Source organism: Dokdonella sp. GW821-FHT11D02 (genome assembly GCF_058808595.1).
The window spans coordinates 4,824,269-4,840,736 of the sequence record NZ_CM179520.1 but is presented as its reverse complement, the minus strand read 5'-3'; the positions used below and the strand labels follow the sequence as shown (position 1 = coordinate 4,840,736).

The 16,468-nt window shown below is 68.8% G+C and carries 13 protein-coding genes and 1 tRNA gene; 5 read left to right on the top strand and 9 right to left on the bottom strand.

All coding sequences use genetic code 11. The annotated features are described in order from the left end of the window. Positions 1 to 45: 45 nt before the first annotated feature. On the top strand, positions 46 to 624 hold the full coding sequence (locus AC3QL3_RS20500; RefSeq protein WP_492895967.1) for a YkvA family protein: 579 nt from the start codon (positions 46 to 48) through the stop codon (positions 622 to 624). A 57-nt stretch (positions 625 to 681) separates the two neighbouring features. Here the strand turns inward: AC3QL3_RS20500 and AC3QL3_RS20495 are convergent. The 4 genes from AC3QL3_RS20495 to birA form a co-directional block, all read right to left on the bottom strand. Next, positions 682 to 757 (bottom strand) — tRNA-Thr (locus AC3QL3_RS20495). Between the two features lie 100 nt (positions 758 to 857). Beyond that, positions 858 to 1,523 (bottom strand): SPOR domain-containing protein, encoded by a 666-nt coding sequence (locus AC3QL3_RS20490; protein ID WP_492895966.1) that lies wholly within the window; start codon positions 1,521 to 1,523, stop codon positions 858 to 860. A 129-nt stretch (positions 1,524 to 1,652) separates the two neighbouring features. Continuing rightward, on the bottom strand, positions 1,653 to 2,405 hold the full coding sequence (locus AC3QL3_RS20485) for a type III pantothenate kinase (RefSeq protein WP_492895965.1): 753 nt from the start codon (positions 2,403 to 2,405) through the stop codon (positions 1,653 to 1,655). Then, positions 2,402 to 3,433 carry a bifunctional biotin--[acetyl-CoA-carboxylase] ligase/biotin operon repressor BirA gene (gene birA / locus AC3QL3_RS20480; RefSeq protein ID WP_492895964.1) on the bottom strand — a complete coding sequence of 344 codons (1,032 nt, stop codon included), beginning with the start codon at positions 3,431 to 3,433 and terminating at the stop codon, positions 2,402 to 2,404. Before birA ends, AC3QL3_RS20485 begins: the two co-directional genes overlap by 4 nt. Positions 3,434 to 3,689: 256 nt before the next feature. Between birA and AC3QL3_RS20475 the strand changes: the two genes are divergently transcribed. From AC3QL3_RS20475 to AC3QL3_RS20465, 3 genes are all read left to right on the top strand, one after another. Further along, positions 3,690 to 4,082 carry a hypothetical protein gene (locus AC3QL3_RS20475; RefSeq protein WP_492895963.1) on the top strand — a complete coding sequence of 131 codons (393 nt, stop codon included), beginning with the start codon at positions 3,690 to 3,692 and terminating at the stop codon, positions 4,080 to 4,082. Between the two features lie 135 nt (positions 4,083 to 4,217). Beyond that, complete coding sequence (locus tag AC3QL3_RS20470; protein WP_492895962.1) at positions 4,218 to 5,012, top strand: M90 family metallopeptidase; 795 nt, start codon at positions 4,218 to 4,220, stop codon at positions 5,010 to 5,012. 60 nt (positions 5,013 to 5,072) lie between these two features. Then, positions 5,073 to 7,859 carry a C25 family cysteine peptidase gene (locus AC3QL3_RS20465; protein WP_492895961.1) on the top strand — a complete coding sequence of 929 codons (2,787 nt, stop codon included), beginning with the start codon at positions 5,073 to 5,075 and terminating at the stop codon, positions 7,857 to 7,859. Between the two features lie 122 nt (positions 7,860 to 7,981). Here the strand turns inward: AC3QL3_RS20465 and AC3QL3_RS20460 are convergent, their stop codons facing one another. From AC3QL3_RS20460 to AC3QL3_RS20450, 3 genes are read right to left on the bottom strand one after another with little or no spacing between them, the layout of a single operon-like run. Next, a complete protein-coding gene (locus AC3QL3_RS20460) occupies positions 7,982 to 8,983 on the bottom strand; it encodes an FHA domain-containing protein (protein WP_492895960.1) in 1,002 nt (333 codons plus the stop codon). Further along, positions 8,971 to 10,374 carry a S1 family peptidase gene (locus tag AC3QL3_RS20455; protein ID WP_492895959.1) on the bottom strand — a complete coding sequence of 468 codons (1,404 nt, stop codon included), beginning with the start codon at positions 10,372 to 10,374 and terminating at the stop codon, positions 8,971 to 8,973. Before AC3QL3_RS20455 ends, AC3QL3_RS20460 begins: the two co-directional genes overlap by 13 nt. Positions 10,375 to 10,423: 49 nt before the next feature. Further along, the gene (locus AC3QL3_RS20450; protein WP_492895958.1) at positions 10,424 to 11,584 is read right to left on the bottom strand and encodes a glycosyltransferase family 4 protein; all 1,161 of its coding nucleotides are present in this window, start codon (positions 11,582 to 11,584) and stop codon (positions 10,424 to 10,426) included. A gap of 187 nt (positions 11,585 to 11,771) precedes the next feature. On the opposite strand from AC3QL3_RS20450, the gene AC3QL3_RS20445 reads away from it, so the two are divergent. After that, positions 11,772 to 13,862, top strand: coding sequence for a S9 family peptidase (locus AC3QL3_RS20445; RefSeq protein ID WP_492895957.1), 2,091 nt, complete (start codon positions 11,772 to 11,774; stop codon positions 13,860 to 13,862). 7 nt (positions 13,863 to 13,869) lie between these two features. On the opposite strand, the gene AC3QL3_RS20440 is transcribed toward AC3QL3_RS20445, so the two are convergent. After that, the gene (locus tag AC3QL3_RS20440; protein ID WP_492895956.1) at positions 13,870 to 14,898 is read right to left on the bottom strand and encodes a GDP-mannose 4,6-dehydratase; all 1,029 of its coding nucleotides are present in this window, start codon (positions 14,896 to 14,898) and stop codon (positions 13,870 to 13,872) included. Continuing rightward, the gene (locus AC3QL3_RS20435; RefSeq protein WP_492895955.1) at positions 14,895 to 16,466 is read right to left on the bottom strand and encodes a glycosyltransferase family 2 protein; all 1,572 of its coding nucleotides are present in this window, start codon (positions 16,464 to 16,466) and stop codon (positions 14,895 to 14,897) included. The genes AC3QL3_RS20440 and AC3QL3_RS20435 overlap by 4 nt, the downstream gene beginning before the upstream one ends. Positions 16,467 to 16,468: the final 2 nt, after the last annotated feature.

Sequence of the window (16,468 nt, the reverse complement as noted above, 5' to 3'; positions counted from 1 at the left end):
CCCCGCTGGCTAGTCTCCCGCGTCGTTTCCCGCGGAGTTCCGTCCATGTCGCTCGCGATCACCATCGAGCTCGGCGATGCCGACCTTCAGCACTTCATCGGCGCGATGCAGCGCGCGCAGGGCGAGGCGAAGAACCTGTCGCCGAAAGAGATCACCGAAGCCGCCTCGCGGCTGCTGGTCGACGGCCACAAAGTCAAGCTGCCGCAGTTCATCGCCGAGCGCCTGGGCAAGCTCGACAGCATGATCGCGATGGCCAACGACGAAGGCTTCGCGCTGCCGGAAGAAGACCGCCAGCACGTGCTCGCGTGCCTGACCTATTTCGCCAATCCGCAGGACATCATTCCCGACGGCGTGCCGGTGCTCGGCTTCCTCGACGACGCGATCATGATCGAGCTGTGCGTGCGCGAGCTGCAACACGAGATCGAGGCCTACGAGGACTTCGTGCTCTATCGCAAGGAAGAGGCGTCGCGCCGCGGCGTCGATCCTTCCACCCTGAAGACCCAGCGCGTCGAGTGGGCCGAGGCGCGCCGCGTCGAGCTGATCGAGCGCATGCGCAAGCGCCGCGGGCAGAGCTATCAGTCCAGCGGCGGCTGGAAGCCGGTGCTGTTCACCTTCAAGGGTTGAGCCGATCGAACTGCATACGAAAAAGGCCGCCGAAAGGCGGCCTTTTTTTGCAGACGCTGGTGCCGCTTATCCGACTCGAACGGATGACCTACCGCTTACAAGGCGGTTGCTCTACCAACTGAGCTAAAGCGGCGCGCGCGAATTGTATGCGATCCGCCGCGGATCGCTGCAATCGGGGCGTGTCGTTGCGCCGCCGTCGATCCACCGGCGGCCATTCGCGGCCGCAGCGGTCATCAGAAACAATCGATCGTTTCTTCGTGGAGATCGCGCGGGGCGGGCACGCGCGCGCGCCAATCGAGTGCCTGGTCGCCGAGCAGGGCGAGGTCGATCCAGTATTGCGGCAGGTCTTCGGTGCGCGTGTTGGTCTGCGGCTTGAAGCCGAGCGCGCTGATTTCGGTACGGCGCTTCTCGGCATTGGCCGGCTCGCGGAACAGGCCGAGCGAAATCGTATTCTGCTGATCGCCGGCGGTGACGACGTAGTAGTCGCGCACGCCCTTGGCCGACAGCGCACGTGCCGTCGTCAGCGCCTGTTCGCGCGTCGCCATCGCCGGCAGATAGACCCAGTAGCCGCGCGTCTGCGTCGCGCGCGTTTCGCGGAACTGGATGCGTTTGGTCAGCGGCGTCAGCGCGTTCATCGCGCCGCGCAGGTCGGCCTGGGTCGGAAACGGGCCGATCGAACGACACTGGTCGCTGGCGAGATCGGTCTTGGTCTCCGGTGCTTCAGCCAGTTCCGCATTGGCGAGCAGGTCGTTGCCGTCGCGTTCGGACAACAGCACCAGTTTCGGCACGCCCGGATCGGTCGCTGCCGGTGTCGCCGGTGCGCGCCGCGCGAGCGCGAGCCAGCAGGCGCCGCCGATGTTCAAGGCGAGCAGCAACAGGAACAGGGCGCGGACGAACATCGGTCGGGTAAATCCGGTGCGGAACCTGCGCCGAATTCTATGTGAGAAGTGCGGTCACGGATGGGCACGGGTAGAGCTTCCGACGTCGCCGCCGCGCCGACTCGCTATGAACGTCCGACGCCGCGGCGATCACGCACGATCGTGCGCGTCGCGCTGCTCAGCCCAGCGCGCAAGTCCGCGCAGCACCAGATCGTGCGCGCGCTCGGCGGCCGGCAGCAGCGGCGCCAGCTCCTCGCCGCCCCCGCCGGTCAGGATCAGCGCCGGCGGCGTGCCGAGCCGGCGCGCCGCTGCCGCCGTGAAGCGGTCGACCGCACCGAGCGCGGCATACAGCGAGCCGGCGACGACCGCATCGGCGGTGTTGTCCGGCAGTTCCTGCCAGCGGCCGCCGAGCGCGTCGACGCGTGCGGTGCTGCCGAGCACCGCCTCGCGCATCAGGCGCGGGCTGGCGATGATCAAGCCGCCGTGATGGGTGCCATCGGCGCCGAGTGCATCGAGCGTCAGCGCGGTGCCGACGCTGAGCAGAACTTGCGCGCGCGCCTGCTCGGCATGCAGCGCCGCGAGAGCCAGGAAGCGGTCGATGCCGAGCCGTACCGGCTCCGCGTACGCATTGCGTATGCCGAGCGCCGTTGCCGGTGTGCGCACGAACTCGGTCGGGCGGCCGAAGCGTTCGCGCACGCAGCTTTCCAGTTCGTCTTCGCGTGCCGGTGCAACGACGCTAGCGACCACCACCGCCTCGATTCCGCGCAGCTCCGCCCACTCGCTGCGCAAAGCCGGTTCGAGCGGTTCGCGGCTGTGCGTGAACACGCCGCCGGCGCGCAGCGTGCCGGCGGCCAGCGTCGCCCATTTCAGCCGTGTATTGCCGAGATCGATCAGGAGTTTCATGCCGGACGGTCGGAGGGGGAGGAATCGGTGGTCGTCGTGCGGATGCTGACCTCGCCGCCGTCGATGCAGCGCTCGCCGTCGGCGAAGGCGACGCGCAGCGCACCGCGTGCATCGATGCCGAGCGCGCGGCCGTCTTCGCTCGCGCCGGCGCGCAGCACGCGTACGTCGCGGCCGCGCAAGAGATCGAGCTGCGCGTAGTCGTCGGCGAACGCGGCGAAGCCGGCTTGGGTGAATCGTTCCAGCGCAGCGCCGAGCTGGGCGATCAGACGTGCGGCAAGCCCATTGCGCGACGGCGGCGCGCCGTCGGTCAGGCTCGACAGGTCGATCCAGGGCTGATCGATCGTGGCCGCGCTGTGGGCGTCCAGGCGCAGGTTCAGGCCAATCCCGATCACCGCATGGCAGGGGCCGCTGGCGTCGCCGCCGAGTTCGACCAGGATGCCGCCGAGCTTGCGCCCGCGCGCGAGCAGGTCGTTGGGCCATTTCAGGCCGACCTCGGCGATGCCGCAATCGGCCAGCGCGCGTGCCGCGGCGACACCGGCGACCAGGCTGAGCCCGCCGAGCGCGGCCATGCCGTCGTCGAAGCGCTTCAAAAGCGACAGCGCGATGCCGCCGCCGAGCGGCGTGCGCCAGGCGCGGCCGCGCCGACCGCGGCCGGCACTCTGCAGCTCAGCCAGGCAGACCAGGCCGTCGCGCGGGTCCTGCGCGGCGCGGCGCAGCAGCTCGCTGCTGGTCGAATCCAGCTGCCAGTGCACGGCGAGGTCGCCCAGACGCGCACTTTCGACCGGCGTCAGCGAGGCGCGAATGCGTGCGGGATCGAGCGCCTCGATCGGCGCCGCGAGGCGGTAGCCGCGGCCGGCCTGGGCCGACACTTTCAGGCCGAGTTCGCGCAGCCGTTCGATCTGCTTCCAGATCGCGGCGCGGCTGATCCCCAGGCGCGCGGCCAGCTCGCTGCCCGACACCGCCTCGCCGTGCGCCAGCTCGGCCAAGAGCGGCGGTGCGGGCGATGGGAAGGCGGGCGGCGGCAGCATCGATGCAGTGTAGCCAGCCCGGCGCGCTGCAACCAATCGGCCTTGACCTGCATCTGAAGACGCAGATCCCATCCAGAGTGGCTGTCCGCGACGAACGTCCGCGACTGTCCGTCGGTGTCCGGCGGACACCGCGGTCGCGTGCCGAAACGCGACCGAAGGCCCTTGGCGGGGTGGCACGAAGCATGCTAGAGGCAAGCACTGGAGTCGATCTATGGATCGTGCGAGCATTGTTGCTTCCCTTGCCGGGGATCCCCTCATGAGTAAGCCCCTCTTCGCTTTGGCGTTCATCGTGGCCGTGGCCTGCTGGACGACTGCGTTCGCGCAGGCGGCACCGCTGCGCGGGGTCGGTCTGCTCGCCTTGAATACGGCCGGCGACGCGGACAGCGGGCTCGGCAATGCGAGTCCGCAAAGCGGGCGCCACGTGATGGTCGAATCGCCCGATGAGGGCGGCGGCGGCGATCCGCGCCAGCTGCGCGGCAGTGGCGACGTCGGCGCCGCGTCGACGCGCAGCGAGACCACCACGAAAGTCCCCGACGAACTGCCGCCGAGCGCGATTCCGCATGCGACCGGCCCGACCACGCCGGCGGCAGCCATGCCCAAGCGCCCGAACTATCGCTGGCAGTCGTTGGTGCCCGGCGCGATCAAGTAAGGCGAAGCAGGCCTATCCCGGAGCCATCTCTGGACGGACACCGATCGTCGGTCGGTCGACCCAAGCCCGTGCGTGGGGTTGTCTAACGGCGCGCCCTGCCGTTCTAATCGCGAAGGCTTTCGACGCGGAATTCCGATGATCCACTGGCTGCGCCGTCTGCGCGCACGCTTCGCGCCGGCGCCGCGCATCGACGACGCCGACTGGAGCGCCCTGCTCGCACGCTCGGCCCTGTTCGGGCGGCGCTCGGCGGCCGAGCGTACGGCGCTGCGCGCCTTGTGCGAGCGCTTCCTCGCGCGCAAGACCTTCAGCGCCGCCGGCGGTCACGAGCTGAACGATGCCGATTGCCTCGCGATCGCCGCCTTGGCCTGCCTGCCGGTGCTGCGGCTCGGCTTCGATCATCTGGCCGGCTGGCGCGAAGTCATCGTCTACCCGGGCGAATTCCGCGTGCGGCGAGAGCATCACGACGAACACAGCGGCGTCGTCACCGAAGGCGAGGACGAGTTGATCGGCGAGGCCTGGGAGCACGGTCCGGTGATTCTGTCCTGGGCCGACGTCGCGACCGATCTCGAGCGTCCCTTCGACGGCTTCAACGTGGTCGCGCACGAGATCGCGCACAAGCTCGATGCGCTCGACGGCGCGATGAACGGCATGCCGCGTCTGCCGCCGTCGATCGCGCGGCGCGAATGGATCGACACGATGCAGCCGGCCTACGACGCCTTGCTGCGCGCGGTCGAGCGCGGCCGCGACACGTTGATCGATCCGTACGCGGCCGAATCGCCGGACGAATACTTCGCCGTGGTCAGCGAGTTGCACTTCTCCGACCCGGTCACGCTGGCGCGCGCGGCGCCCGCCGTGGCCGACCTGTTGGCGCGGTTCTATGGGGCCGCCGCGAATGCAACTTCGGTTGCGGCAGCGCGGTCAGACCGCTAGCCTGCGCGGTTCCTTTCCATTGCCGCCGCGCGGACCCGTTTCCGCGAGTTGCCCTCCGACATGTCTTTCGTCTTTTCGATCCGCGTCTTGGCGCTGGCTTTGTTGGCCGCGCCCTTGCCCGTCCTGGCCTGCAGCGGCCGCCTGCACATCGAGCTCGAACACGCCGGCGTCTACACGCTCGACCACGCCGCGATCGCCGCTGCGCAGCCGGGTCTGGCCGACTGCGCAGCCGACGAGCTGGTGCTGACCCAGGCCGGCAAAGAGGTGCCGATCCGCGTCGTCGCGGCCGCTGCGCGTTTCGCCGCGGGCGATCGCATCGAATGGATCGGCCAGCCGCTGCACGGCCCGGAAAGCTGGTACGACCCCTTCAGCGTCAACAACGTCTATCTGCTCGGCGCCGCGCCGGGTCGGCACGCGCGCCTGCGTGACGCCGAAGCCGTCAGCGGCAACGGTCGCGCCGCGCTGGAACGCCGGCTGCATCTGGAGCAGGAAAACTTGATGATCCGGCTCGATCAGTCGCAGCAGAAGCCGGGGCAGGAATCGGACGTCTGGCAATGGGCCAAGCTGACCCAGATCGATGCGAAGCCGTTCGAGACGCGCTTCGATCTGCCCGATCTCGATGCGCGCGGCGGGAGCGTTAAGCTCACCTTGAACTTCCGCGGCCTGTCCGAATTGACGCCGCCGTTCAAGCACAAAGGCGACAAGCCGGAGGATCACGCCGTCGAGGTACTGGTCAACGGCAAACCGGCGACTTCGCTGCAATGGAGCGGGCGCGACGAGATCCAGCGCGAGCTGGAAATCCCTGCGGCGTGGCTGAAAGCGCACGAAAACACGCTCAGCCTGCGCGTGCCCAAACGCGGGCTGCCGTGGGACGAGAAGCAAAACGCCGTCGACGTGGTGATGTTCAACTGGTTCGAGACGCGCTTTCCGCTCAGCGGCGATCTCGATGCCGGCGCCTTGCCTTTGCGCGTGCGCGCCGCGGCCGATGCGCCGCTGCAACTCGCCTGGCGCGGCAATGGCGCGCCGATCTTGTACGGCAGCGACGGCGTACGCCGCCTCGGTCATGCGCAGGGCGCCGGCCGCTATGCGTTCGCGCCGGCGCCGGCCGGCACCGAGCTGTTTCCGGTGCTCGGCGAAGGTCTGGCCAAACCGGTCGCTCTGCGTGCAGTCGCCGACGGCGACTGGCACCGGCCGGACCAGCCATACGACTATCTGATCGTCAGCCATCCGAGCCTGATGGCGTCGATCGAGCCGCTGGCCGAGTTCCATCGCCGCCGCGGCCTCAAGGTCGCGGTGCTCGACATCAACGCGGTCTACGACGAGTTCAACCACGGCATCACCCATCCGCAGGCGGTGCGCAACCTGGTCGACGTCGCCTATCACACCTGGCCGACGCCGCGGCCGCGCTTCCTGTTGCTGGTGGGCGATGCGAGCTTCGACATCCGCAGCGACGGCTACAGCGACGGCAAGTACGCGAAGTGGGTCGATCAGGAGCTGCTCTATCCCAACGCGTTCGGCACCATCGCCAGCGCGCACTACAAGGAAGTGCCGAAGAATCTCGGCGAGCGCAATCTGATTCCGACCTGGCAATTCCCTTCACCGGAAGGCCAGTCCGCCAGCGACAACTGGTTCGCCGCGGTCGACGGCGACGACTGGCATCCGGTCGTCGCGGTCGGACGCTTTCCGGTGGTCAAGCCGGAAGAGGTCAAGGCGATCGTCGACAAGACCATCGACTACCTGTCCAAGCCGCAGCTCGGCGCCTGGCGGCGCGACGTGATGTTCATCACCGACGAGATCGACGCCTTCAAACAGGCATCCGACGAAATCGCGAGCGCACTCGGCAAGGAAGGCTTCCTCGCCGACAAGGTCTACGCCAGTCCGAAGGAGTCGGACAACGCCGCACACCAAACCGCGATCCGCGACGGCATCGACGACGGCCGCTTGCTGGTGCACTTCATCGGCCACGGCGGTCGCTACATCTGGCGTACCGGACCGCCGGACCTGCGCAAGAACAACGACCTGTTCACGCTCGACGACGTCGGCGCGCTGAAAAACTCCGAACGCCTACCGATGGTGCTGTCGATGACCTGCTACTCGGCGCCGTTCGACAATCCGACCGAGGATTCGATCGGCGAAAAGTTCCTGCGCGAGCCTGGAAAAGGCGCCGTGGCCGTATTCGCCGCGTCCTGGCGCAACTCGCCCTCGCCCGCCTTCAGCAAGAGCGTCGTCAGCGAACTGTTGGAGTCGGGCGCGACCATCGGCGAGGCGATCGTGCGCGCCAAGAAACAATCGAAGGATCGCGTGCTGGTGGAGATGTACAACCTGCTCGGCGACCCCGCCGTCGTGCTCGAGCGGCCGCGCGACAGCGCACGCGTCGCCCGCGACGGCGGACGTTGGAACGACGGCATCGCGGTCGACCTGCGGCAGCCGAGTTTCGACGGCAACGTGCGCGTCGACTGGCTCGACGCCAAGGGCATCAAGCTCAGCTCCGCCGACTATCGCGTCAGCGAGTCGCGCTTCCGGCTGCCGGTGCCGGCTGCCGCGCGTGCGAGCCTCGCGCAGGTGCGCGTGTACGCCGCTTCGCCGACGACCGGCCGCGACGCCGTCGGCGGCGTCGACTTCGTAGCGAGCAAGCCAAGCAAGCCGCTGTATGTCGAGTTGGCCGACTGGTGGCGCGAATGGCGCCGCCCACCGTATCAGCCGCCGAAGTGGCATGCCGACACAATCATGCAGGGGGATTTCGACGACCCCAATGCCGCGGCCACCGCGGCGGCACGTGCGCAGAAGCGGCAGGCCGAGAGTGCGTCGGCGTCGAAAGGATCCGCTGGTGCCGGCGCGTCGCCCTGATCCTGCCTGGCCGCACCCATGCTCGGGCGCGGCCGTTGTTGCTACCTGTTACCCATTGCTGCGGCGAGATCTCGTCGCGGTGCGATAGATAGTGAAATCTTCTACCGGCCGCGGCTTCGCGCTCAGTCGCCTTCGTCGGCAGTCGTCTCGCCGTCGCTCGGTTCCTCGCTGCGCGCCTTGTCCAGGCGCGCTTGCAGCGTCTGTGCTTCGGTGAAGAACGCCGCTTCCGCTTGCGCCGATGCGATGCGGATCGATGGCGGCTGCAGCCGCTGCAGGATCGACGCCTGACCGTAGGTGGAGCGCAAATCCGACATTTTCAGGGTCTGCATGGTGATGCCGAGCGCGGCCAGCACCACGGCGGCGAGCGCTTTCAGCGGCAGCCGCAGACGATTGACCGCGCGCAGATGCAGAAAGCACACCGCGCCGAAGATCAGCCAGGCGACGACGTACTGGTAGCGAGCAAGTGCCGTCCACGACAGCGCGAACGCACCGAATTCGGCCAGCTGGTCGTACAGCGAATACAAGAGCAGGCCGCCGCCGAAGATCAAAAGATGCAGGCCGAACCGCGCGTGGCCGCTGAACACGCGCGAGAGCACGCTCCACAGCGTCGTCCACACGGCGACCGCCGCGGTGACGGTGAGCACCGGTGTCAGATAGCGAATCAGCTTCGGCTCGGCGGTTTCGTTCAGCCACAGGCCGAGCAGTTCGAGTCCGAGCATCAGCGCGATCGCGACCAGCGCGAGCGGCCACGGCGAGCGCTGGCTGAGCAGCGGCAGCTCGGCCGGCACCGCTTCGCCGGAGAAGCGCACGCGCACGATGGTGTGACCGATACGCAGCGCGCTGCTGCCGTCGAGGGTGACTTGCTCGCGCCGATTCTTCGCGCCTTCTAAAAAGAGGCCGTTGATGCTGCCGAGGTCTTCGGCGATCCAGCGGCCGTCGGCTGCGCGTGCGATGCGCAGGTGGTGTGCGGCCACGTGCGGATCGTCGAGCACGACGTCGTTGTCGTAAGCGCGACCGAGTGTGACCACGCTACCGCTGACGCGCTGGCGCAGCGTGGCTTCGCGATGGCGGCCGGAGATCTCGATCCAAACCGCTTCTGGCGCGAGAGCGTTCATTTCGTCCATGCGATCGCTCCGAGGAAGCGCTGCCCCAAGGCCAGCGCGTTGGTGTAACTGACCCCCTGCATGGCCAAGCGCGATACCAGTGCCTCGCGGTCGCGGTCCTGCGTGACCGTGGTCAGGGCGACGTCGTAGAGCCCGGCGAAGTCGCGATACGCGCGCGCGCACCACACCGCGCGCAAGACCGGGGCGGTGGCCGCGTCGGGTGGCGCGACGAACTCCTCGCGGCACTCCGGCTCGGTCAGGCGCTTGCGCGACCACGAACGGCTCATCGACGCGGAGGCGTAGTACTGCGACAGGAAGGCGGCGAACTGGAACGCGTTGAGGTCGGTACTGCGTACATAGGCATGCGTGAGCTCGGTGCGGCCGCTCTCGATGTCTTCGGCGACGAACAACGAACTCTGCGACGTGCAGCTGGAGCTGTCCATCTGCGCGCGCGGCTTGGGCGTTTGTTCGGCATTGGTGCGCGCCCAGCAGTTGAACCACGGCGCCGAACTTTCCGGTGCGCGGTACGGCCCGAACGCGGTGGTGCGCAGTCCTTGCTCGTCGAGCTTGTGATAGAAGCCTTCCTGCCAGGCCAGCAGCTGGCGGTCGATCTCCTCGCGCGTTTGCGCCGGATCCAGCGGCGCCGATGCGCGGGCGCGCGCGAGCAGCGCGGCGGCCTTGCTTGCCGGCACCAGAAAACTGACCAGCTCGCCGTCGAGCCGCTTGGCCACGTTGATGCCGACCACCTTGCCGGCTGCGGTCAGGGCCGGCCCGCCGCTCATGCCCGGATTGATCGCGCCGGTGAAATGCACGCGCTCGTTGTAGCTGCGTTCGACCAGGCCGTTGTAGGTGCCTTCGACGATGGTGAAGCCGATGTCGAGCGGATTGCCCATCGCGTAGACGCGCTCGCCGCGCGGCAGTTCGCCGGCCAGCGCGACCGGATCGAACTGCAGAAACGGCAGGCCGGCGCCTTCCAGCCGCACCACGGCGAGGTCGTTGGCGACGTCGATCGCGAGCAGGGTCAAAGCGCCTTGCGTGCCGTCAGGGCGCGCGAATTCGAGGCGATAGGTCTTCGGTTCCAGCGCGTACTGCGAGACGACGTGATAGTTGGTCACCGCCAGGCCGTCGGCGCCGACCAGGAAGCCCGAGCCGATCGACGATTGCCGCCCGGCCGCTTCGACCAGGGTGCGGATCTGCAAGAGGCTCGGCCGCGTGCCTGCATAGATGCCCTCGGCCGCGGCCGAAACCGGTGCGGCCGGAGCCGCCGGTACCGGTGCGGGCGCCAGTATCGGTGCTGGTGTCGGCACCGGCGCAGGCGTTGGCGCCGCGGTGTCTTGCGCGTGCACCGTAGCCGCGGCGAGCGCGGTCGCGAGCAGGCAGCCCAGGCTCCGCGTGCTGATCCATTCCTTCATCGAAATCTCCGTAGCGTGGGTCGAGCCTAGCGTCTGCGTCGCATCCGCTTCAACGTCCAGTTCCCATTGTTTCGCGATAGACCGCGACGGTTTCCTCGACGCAGCGTGACCAGGGATAGCTGCGCGCGTGCCGCGCGCCGCGGTGCGCGGCCTCGGTGCGCCAAGTCGTGTCTTCGAGCAGGCGTTCGAGTCCCGCGCGCAGCGCGTCTTCGTCGAGCGGATCGACCGTCAGCGCGATGGCGCCGTCGGCGTCGCGAGCCACTTCGGGCATCGAGGAGCGATCGGAGGTCAGTGCCGGCACGCCGCTCGCCATCGCTTCGAGCAGGGGCAGGCCGAATCCCTCGTACAGCGACGGGAACGCGAACGCGTGCGCGCCGGCGTACAGCAGCGGCAGCTCCTGTTCGTCGACGTAACCGAGCCGCCGCGCCTCGCCGCGCGCTTCCAGCGGACCGAGTGCGCGTTCGAGTTCCGCCTGCAGCCAGCCGCGCGCGCCGACCACGATCAGCGGATGGCGCGCGCGCAGAGCCGCCGGCAACGCCGCGTAGGCGCGCGCCAGCCGCGCCAGATTCTTGCGCGGCTCTTGGGTGGCGACCGCCAACAGATAGGCCTGACCTTCGAGCGCGTGTTTGCGCAAAGTCTCCTGCAGTTCGTCCGCCGCGCGCGGCCGGTACGCAGCGTCCACGCCGAGCGGCACCACGCGCAGCTTCGCGCGCGCTACGCCGAGCTTGGTTTCGATCTCGTCGGCGATGAACTGGGAATCGGTCAGCACGGCGGCGGCCTTCTCCAGACTGCGCGGCAAATGGCGGTCGAGAAAGCGTACGCGTTCGATCGGATGCGTCTCGGGATGATTCAGCCATGACAGGTCGTGCACGGTGGTCAGCGCAGGCCCCGCGAACGGCATCAAGACGTAGTTCGGCGTATGCAGCAGCCAGCCGTCGAGGCGGCGCGTGTGCAGGCGGAACAAGCCGCCGCGCAGTTGCGTATACGCCTCCAGCGCCAGCGTCTTGAACGGCACGTTGCGGCGCACCGCCGCGATGGTCGCATTCGCGTGCAGCGCCTGCTCGGGATCGTCGACCCAGCGATAGGCCGAATACAGCTTGAGCGCCTCGACCTCGTCGTGCCGCGCCAGGCCGCGCGCAAGTTCGAGCGCGTAGCGGCCGATGCCGGTCAGCGGTGCGGTGATCGCATCGACGTTGAAGATGACGCGCATGCGGGCCTTGAATGAGGGGAAACGACGATTGAAGCACGAACCACGCGAACAACACGAAGAGTACAGAAGCCGTTTCTTGCGCGCCCTGTGTGCGGTTCGTGTCGGCGATGCGGAAATTCGACCCAGGCCCGTGTTTCCGATCCGACCTTGCCGCTACCCTCCGGGTTCCGTACCGGAGACCGCAGGCATGAAGAAGATCGCAGGGATGGGCTTGCTGGCGTCGTTCGCCTGGCTGTCGGCGGCGGCCGCGCCGACGTTCGACATCGACGCCGTGCTCAGCGCGCCGTATCCGGACGCGCCGGTCGCCGCCGAACGCGCGCCGCTGATCGCCTGGAGCGCGAACGAGCGCGGCGTGCGCAATCTCTGGATCGCGCGCGCGCCCGATTTCGCGCCGCGCAAATTGACCGCTTACGACCGCGACGACGGCCAGTCGCTGACCTCCTTGCAGCTCAGTGCCGACGGCCGCTGGCTCGCCTACGTGCGCGGCGCGCCGAGCAGCAGCGCCGCCGGACAGGCGCTCAATCCGGCCAACGACGCGGGCGGTGCGGAACGTGCGCTGTGGCTGATCGCCACCGACGGCAGCGGCAAGCCGACCAGCTTGCCCGGCGCGCGCGCGCCGTTGTTCTCGCCGAACGGCGAGATGCTGCTGTTCAATCGCGCCGGCGTCGTCGGCTGCCATCCGATCGTCGATCCGGCGCCGAAGGGCTGCGTCGAGAGCCTGCTCAAGCTGCCCGGCAGCAATAGCGCGGTGGCCTTTTCGCCCGACGGCGGGCGGCTCCTGTTCACCAGCGACCGCGGCGATCGCGCCTACGTCGGCGTGCTCGACCTGACCACGCGCGAGGTGCGCTGGATCGCACCCGACTTCAATCGCGACTCCGCGCCAGTCTGGTCGCCGGACGGCAAGCAGATCGCCTTCCTGCGCAGCGCCGGTCAGCGCTACGACGACAAGTTCGACCTGACCGCGGCAAATCGCTTCGAGATCTGGCGCGCCGATGCCGCCAGCGGCGTGACCAAGCGCCTGTTCGAGTCCGGCCCGAACGCCGGCAGCTTCATGCAGCTGGTGGCCGACCGGCCGCTGCGCTGGGAGCGCGACGGGCTCTTGTTCGCCTCCGAAGAAAGCGGCTGGCTGCAGTGGTACGCACTGTCATCGGACGGCGGCGCCGCGCGCGCGCAGAGCCGCGGCGAGTGCGAGGTCGCCGGTGTGGCGATGGCCGCGGACGGCGCGCTGCTGTTCAGCGGCAACTGCGCCGACATCGAGCGGCCGCAGCTGTTCGCGGCGACGGCGAAAGCGCAGCAGCGTCTGACGCATGCGAAAGACGTGATCGAGAGCGACCCGGTCGTGCTCGGCGGCGGCGAATGGCTGGCCCTGCGCCAGGCCGACGCACGTCTACCGACCGCGATCGCGGTGCTGCCGCGACGCGGCGGCGAGGCGCGTCGCATCTTCCCCGAACGCCTGCCGCAGGATTTTCCGCAGAGCGCCTTGGTGGTGCCCAAGACCTTGACCTTGCGTGCTGCGGACGGCGTGGTGTCGCACGCGCAGCTGTTCGAGCCGCCGCCGAGCGCGCGCGGTCGCCGTCCCGCGATCATCTACGCGCACGGCGGCCCGATCCGCCAGATGCTGCCCGGCTGGATGCCGATGGACTATTACACGCACGACTACGCCAACAACCAATGGCTGGCCGCGCAAGGCTATCTCGTGCTGTCGTTGAACTACCGCGCCGGCACCGGCTACGGCCAAGCTTTCCGCCGCGCCGCCAAACAGGGGCCGCGCGGCATGAGCGAATACCAGGACGTGCTCGCCGCGCACGATTATCTGACTGCGCGAGCCGACGTCGACGCTGCGCGCATCGGCATCTACGGCGGTTCCTACGGCGGCTATCTGACCGCGCAAGCGCTGTCGCGCAACTCCGATCGTTTCGCCGCCGGCGTCGATCGCCACGGCGTGCACGACTGGCGCGAAAGCGCCAAGGGCGGCGACAACAGCGGCTTGTGGGGACTAAAGCCTGACGAATTGGAACTGGCCTGGCAGTCCTCGCCGGTATCCAAGCTCGACGGCTGGCGCGCACCGGTGTTGCTGGTGCACGGCGACGACGACAGCGCGGTCAAGTTCGCGCAGAGCACCGACCTCGCCACACGCCTGCGCGAGCGCGGCGTGGCGGTCGAAACGCTGGTGATTCCGGGCGAGGAGCACATGTTCCTGCGCCACGCGAGCTGGCTGGAGGTGTATCGCCGTTCGGCCGACTTCTTCCGCCGCCACCTGCTCGAGGCGCAGCACTGAGGCCCGCTCAGGCGCGTTCGCGCGCGAGATCGGCCTCGAGCATGCGTCGCGCCAGGCCGGCGAGATCGAGGCTGGGCGCGAGGCCGAGTTCGCGCCGCGCCTTGCTCGCATCGCCCACCAACAGCGGCGCGTCGAGCGGACGGAACAGCGCCGCGTCGACGCGCACGCGCACGCGGTCGCTGCCGTGTTCGACGCCGACTTCTTCGGCGCCTTCGCCGAACCAGTCCAGCGGCATGCCGGCGGCGGCGAACATCGCGCCGGCGAAATCGCGCACGCTGGCGCTGTTGCCGGTCGCCAGCACGTAGTCCTCGCCGCGCTCGCGCGCGGCCATCGCGGCCAGTGCGGCGACGTAATCGGGCGCGTAGCCGAAGTCGCGCTGCGCGTCGAGATTGCCGAGCGCGACGCTGTCGGCGCGGCCGAGCACGATGCGCGCGGCCGCGCGGCTGAGCTTGCGCGTGACAAATGCCTCGTCGCGCCATTCCGATTCGTGATTGAACAGAATCGCACTCGAGGCGCGCAGGCCGTAGCTCGCGCGCCAGCTGCCGACCGCCGCATGCGCGAGCAATTTCGACAGCCCGTACGGCGAGCGCGGCGCCGGCGCGGTGGTCTCGTCCTGCGGTGCTCGTGTCGGCAGACCGAAGATTTCCGCGCTGGCGGCGAGCACGAAATGCGCCGCGGGCGCGTGCGCACGCAAGGCTTCCAGCAAACCCACCGTACTAAGCCCATTGGCGGCGAGGCTTTGCTGCGGATCGCGAAACGATTCGGCCACGCGCGATTGCCCGGCCAGATGAAACACCGCCTGCGGCTGCACCGCAGCGATCAGTTCGGCGCCGGCCGCGCTGTCGGTGGGATCGAACGCGAGCGCGCGCAGATGCGGATGCTCGGCGATGCCGAGCTCGCGCAGGCGCCAAAAATCCGGCGCCGCCTGCGGTCGATGCGTGCCGACGACTTCGAAACCCTCGCGCAAGAGATGTGCCGCGAGCAAGGCGCCGTCTTGGCCGGCAAGACCGGTGATCAGGGCACGCGTCGGTGTCATGACGGCATCTTCGCAAAACTGCGCACGCGCTCGCGTGCTTCATCCAGCGTTTCCACGCGCGTCGGATCGATCTCGAGAATCGGAATGTCGAGCAGCCGGCACAGGATTTCGGCGGCCGATTCCTTGCGCTGGGCGATCAACAAACCCTCGATCGCGTACAGCTGCAGCCAGTTCCACAGCGCGCGGTAGGAGCTTTCCGCATCGTGCGCGCGCCAGATGTCGGCGATGACCACGCGCTCGTCGAAAACGAGTTCGTTGCGATCGCCGTTCGCGCGCAAGTTCCAGATCTCCGCCTCACGCCATACCGGCGCACCGGCGCCGACCCATAACAGTCGCGCTCGCGGTGCCGCCATATTTCCTGCTTGTGCGAACGTGCGCCGCACGCGCCAATCGAGCACGCGGCGCTCGAAGGAAAACAATGTGCGACCGACCTCGGCCTCGTACTGCGGCCAACGTTGGCGCAGCACCGCCATGCCGGCTTCGCCGAGCCGGCGCCGCCGCTCTTCGCCGAAGCTCGCGCTGCGCGCGTGCCGCACCAGCACGTTGCCGGCGATGCGGTGGCGCAAACCGGCCTGCGCGGCGCGTTGGCAAAGGTCGTTTTCCTCGCCGTAGCCTTGCGGAAAGGCGGCTTCATCGAGCACGCCGACGCGATCGAGCATGGTGCGACGGAGGTAGAGGCAAAAGCCATTCCCGGTCGGCAACTCCGGGTAGCACAGGCCCGCTTCCTGCCACAGCGCACGCGCGGCCTGCTCGAACGTCCACGCCGCCGGCAGTTCGTTGGCGCGTTCGAGTTCGGGCACCGAGAATGCGCCCGCATTGTCGGATACCGCGGTCGCGCTGCCGACCTCGTCCGCCGAATACGCGGCGCGGCGCAGACCGGCGAGCCAGTTCGGCGCGACTTCGGTGTCGGCATTCAGCAGCACGACGTCGGCCCGGCCGGCGGCCGCGATGCCGCGGTTCGCGGTCGCGGTGAAGCCGCGATTGTTATCGTTGCGCAAAACCTCGATGCCGGCGTGCTCGGCATAGCGCGCGAGCAGCGGCGCAATGCGCGGATCGGGGCTGGCGTCGTCGACGACGATCAGGCGTGCGCGACCGCTGCTGTGCGCCAACACCGAATCGAGGCAGCGCTCGACCAGTTCCGGCGCGTCGTAAACCGGCACGACGACGGCGACCTCGGCCGCGCCGACGTCGACGCCGAAAGGCACCGTTTGTGCCGCTTCGATCAGCGACTGCAGCGGCGGCGCTTCGGCGTCGTGCGCCGCGATGCCGGCCGCGCCGAGATGCAGTCGCAGCGGCCGCGCGGCCAGCGCGACGCCGTCGCGGCCGTGGCGCGGCATCACATCGATCCACGCGCGCCCGGACGGCGAGAACGCGAACGTGTAGCGCGCTTGCGCGCCTTCCTCGAGCGAAAGTTCGGTGAAATAGCAGCCGTCGACGTCCAGCGCGACGCGGTCGAGGCGCTGCGCTTCGAATTCCAAACGCAGCGTTTCGCCGTTCCACGAGGCCGCGCGCAACGGCGGCAGCCACTGCGGGCGCGGACGAAACGCGTGGCGAATGAAGGAGAGCACGG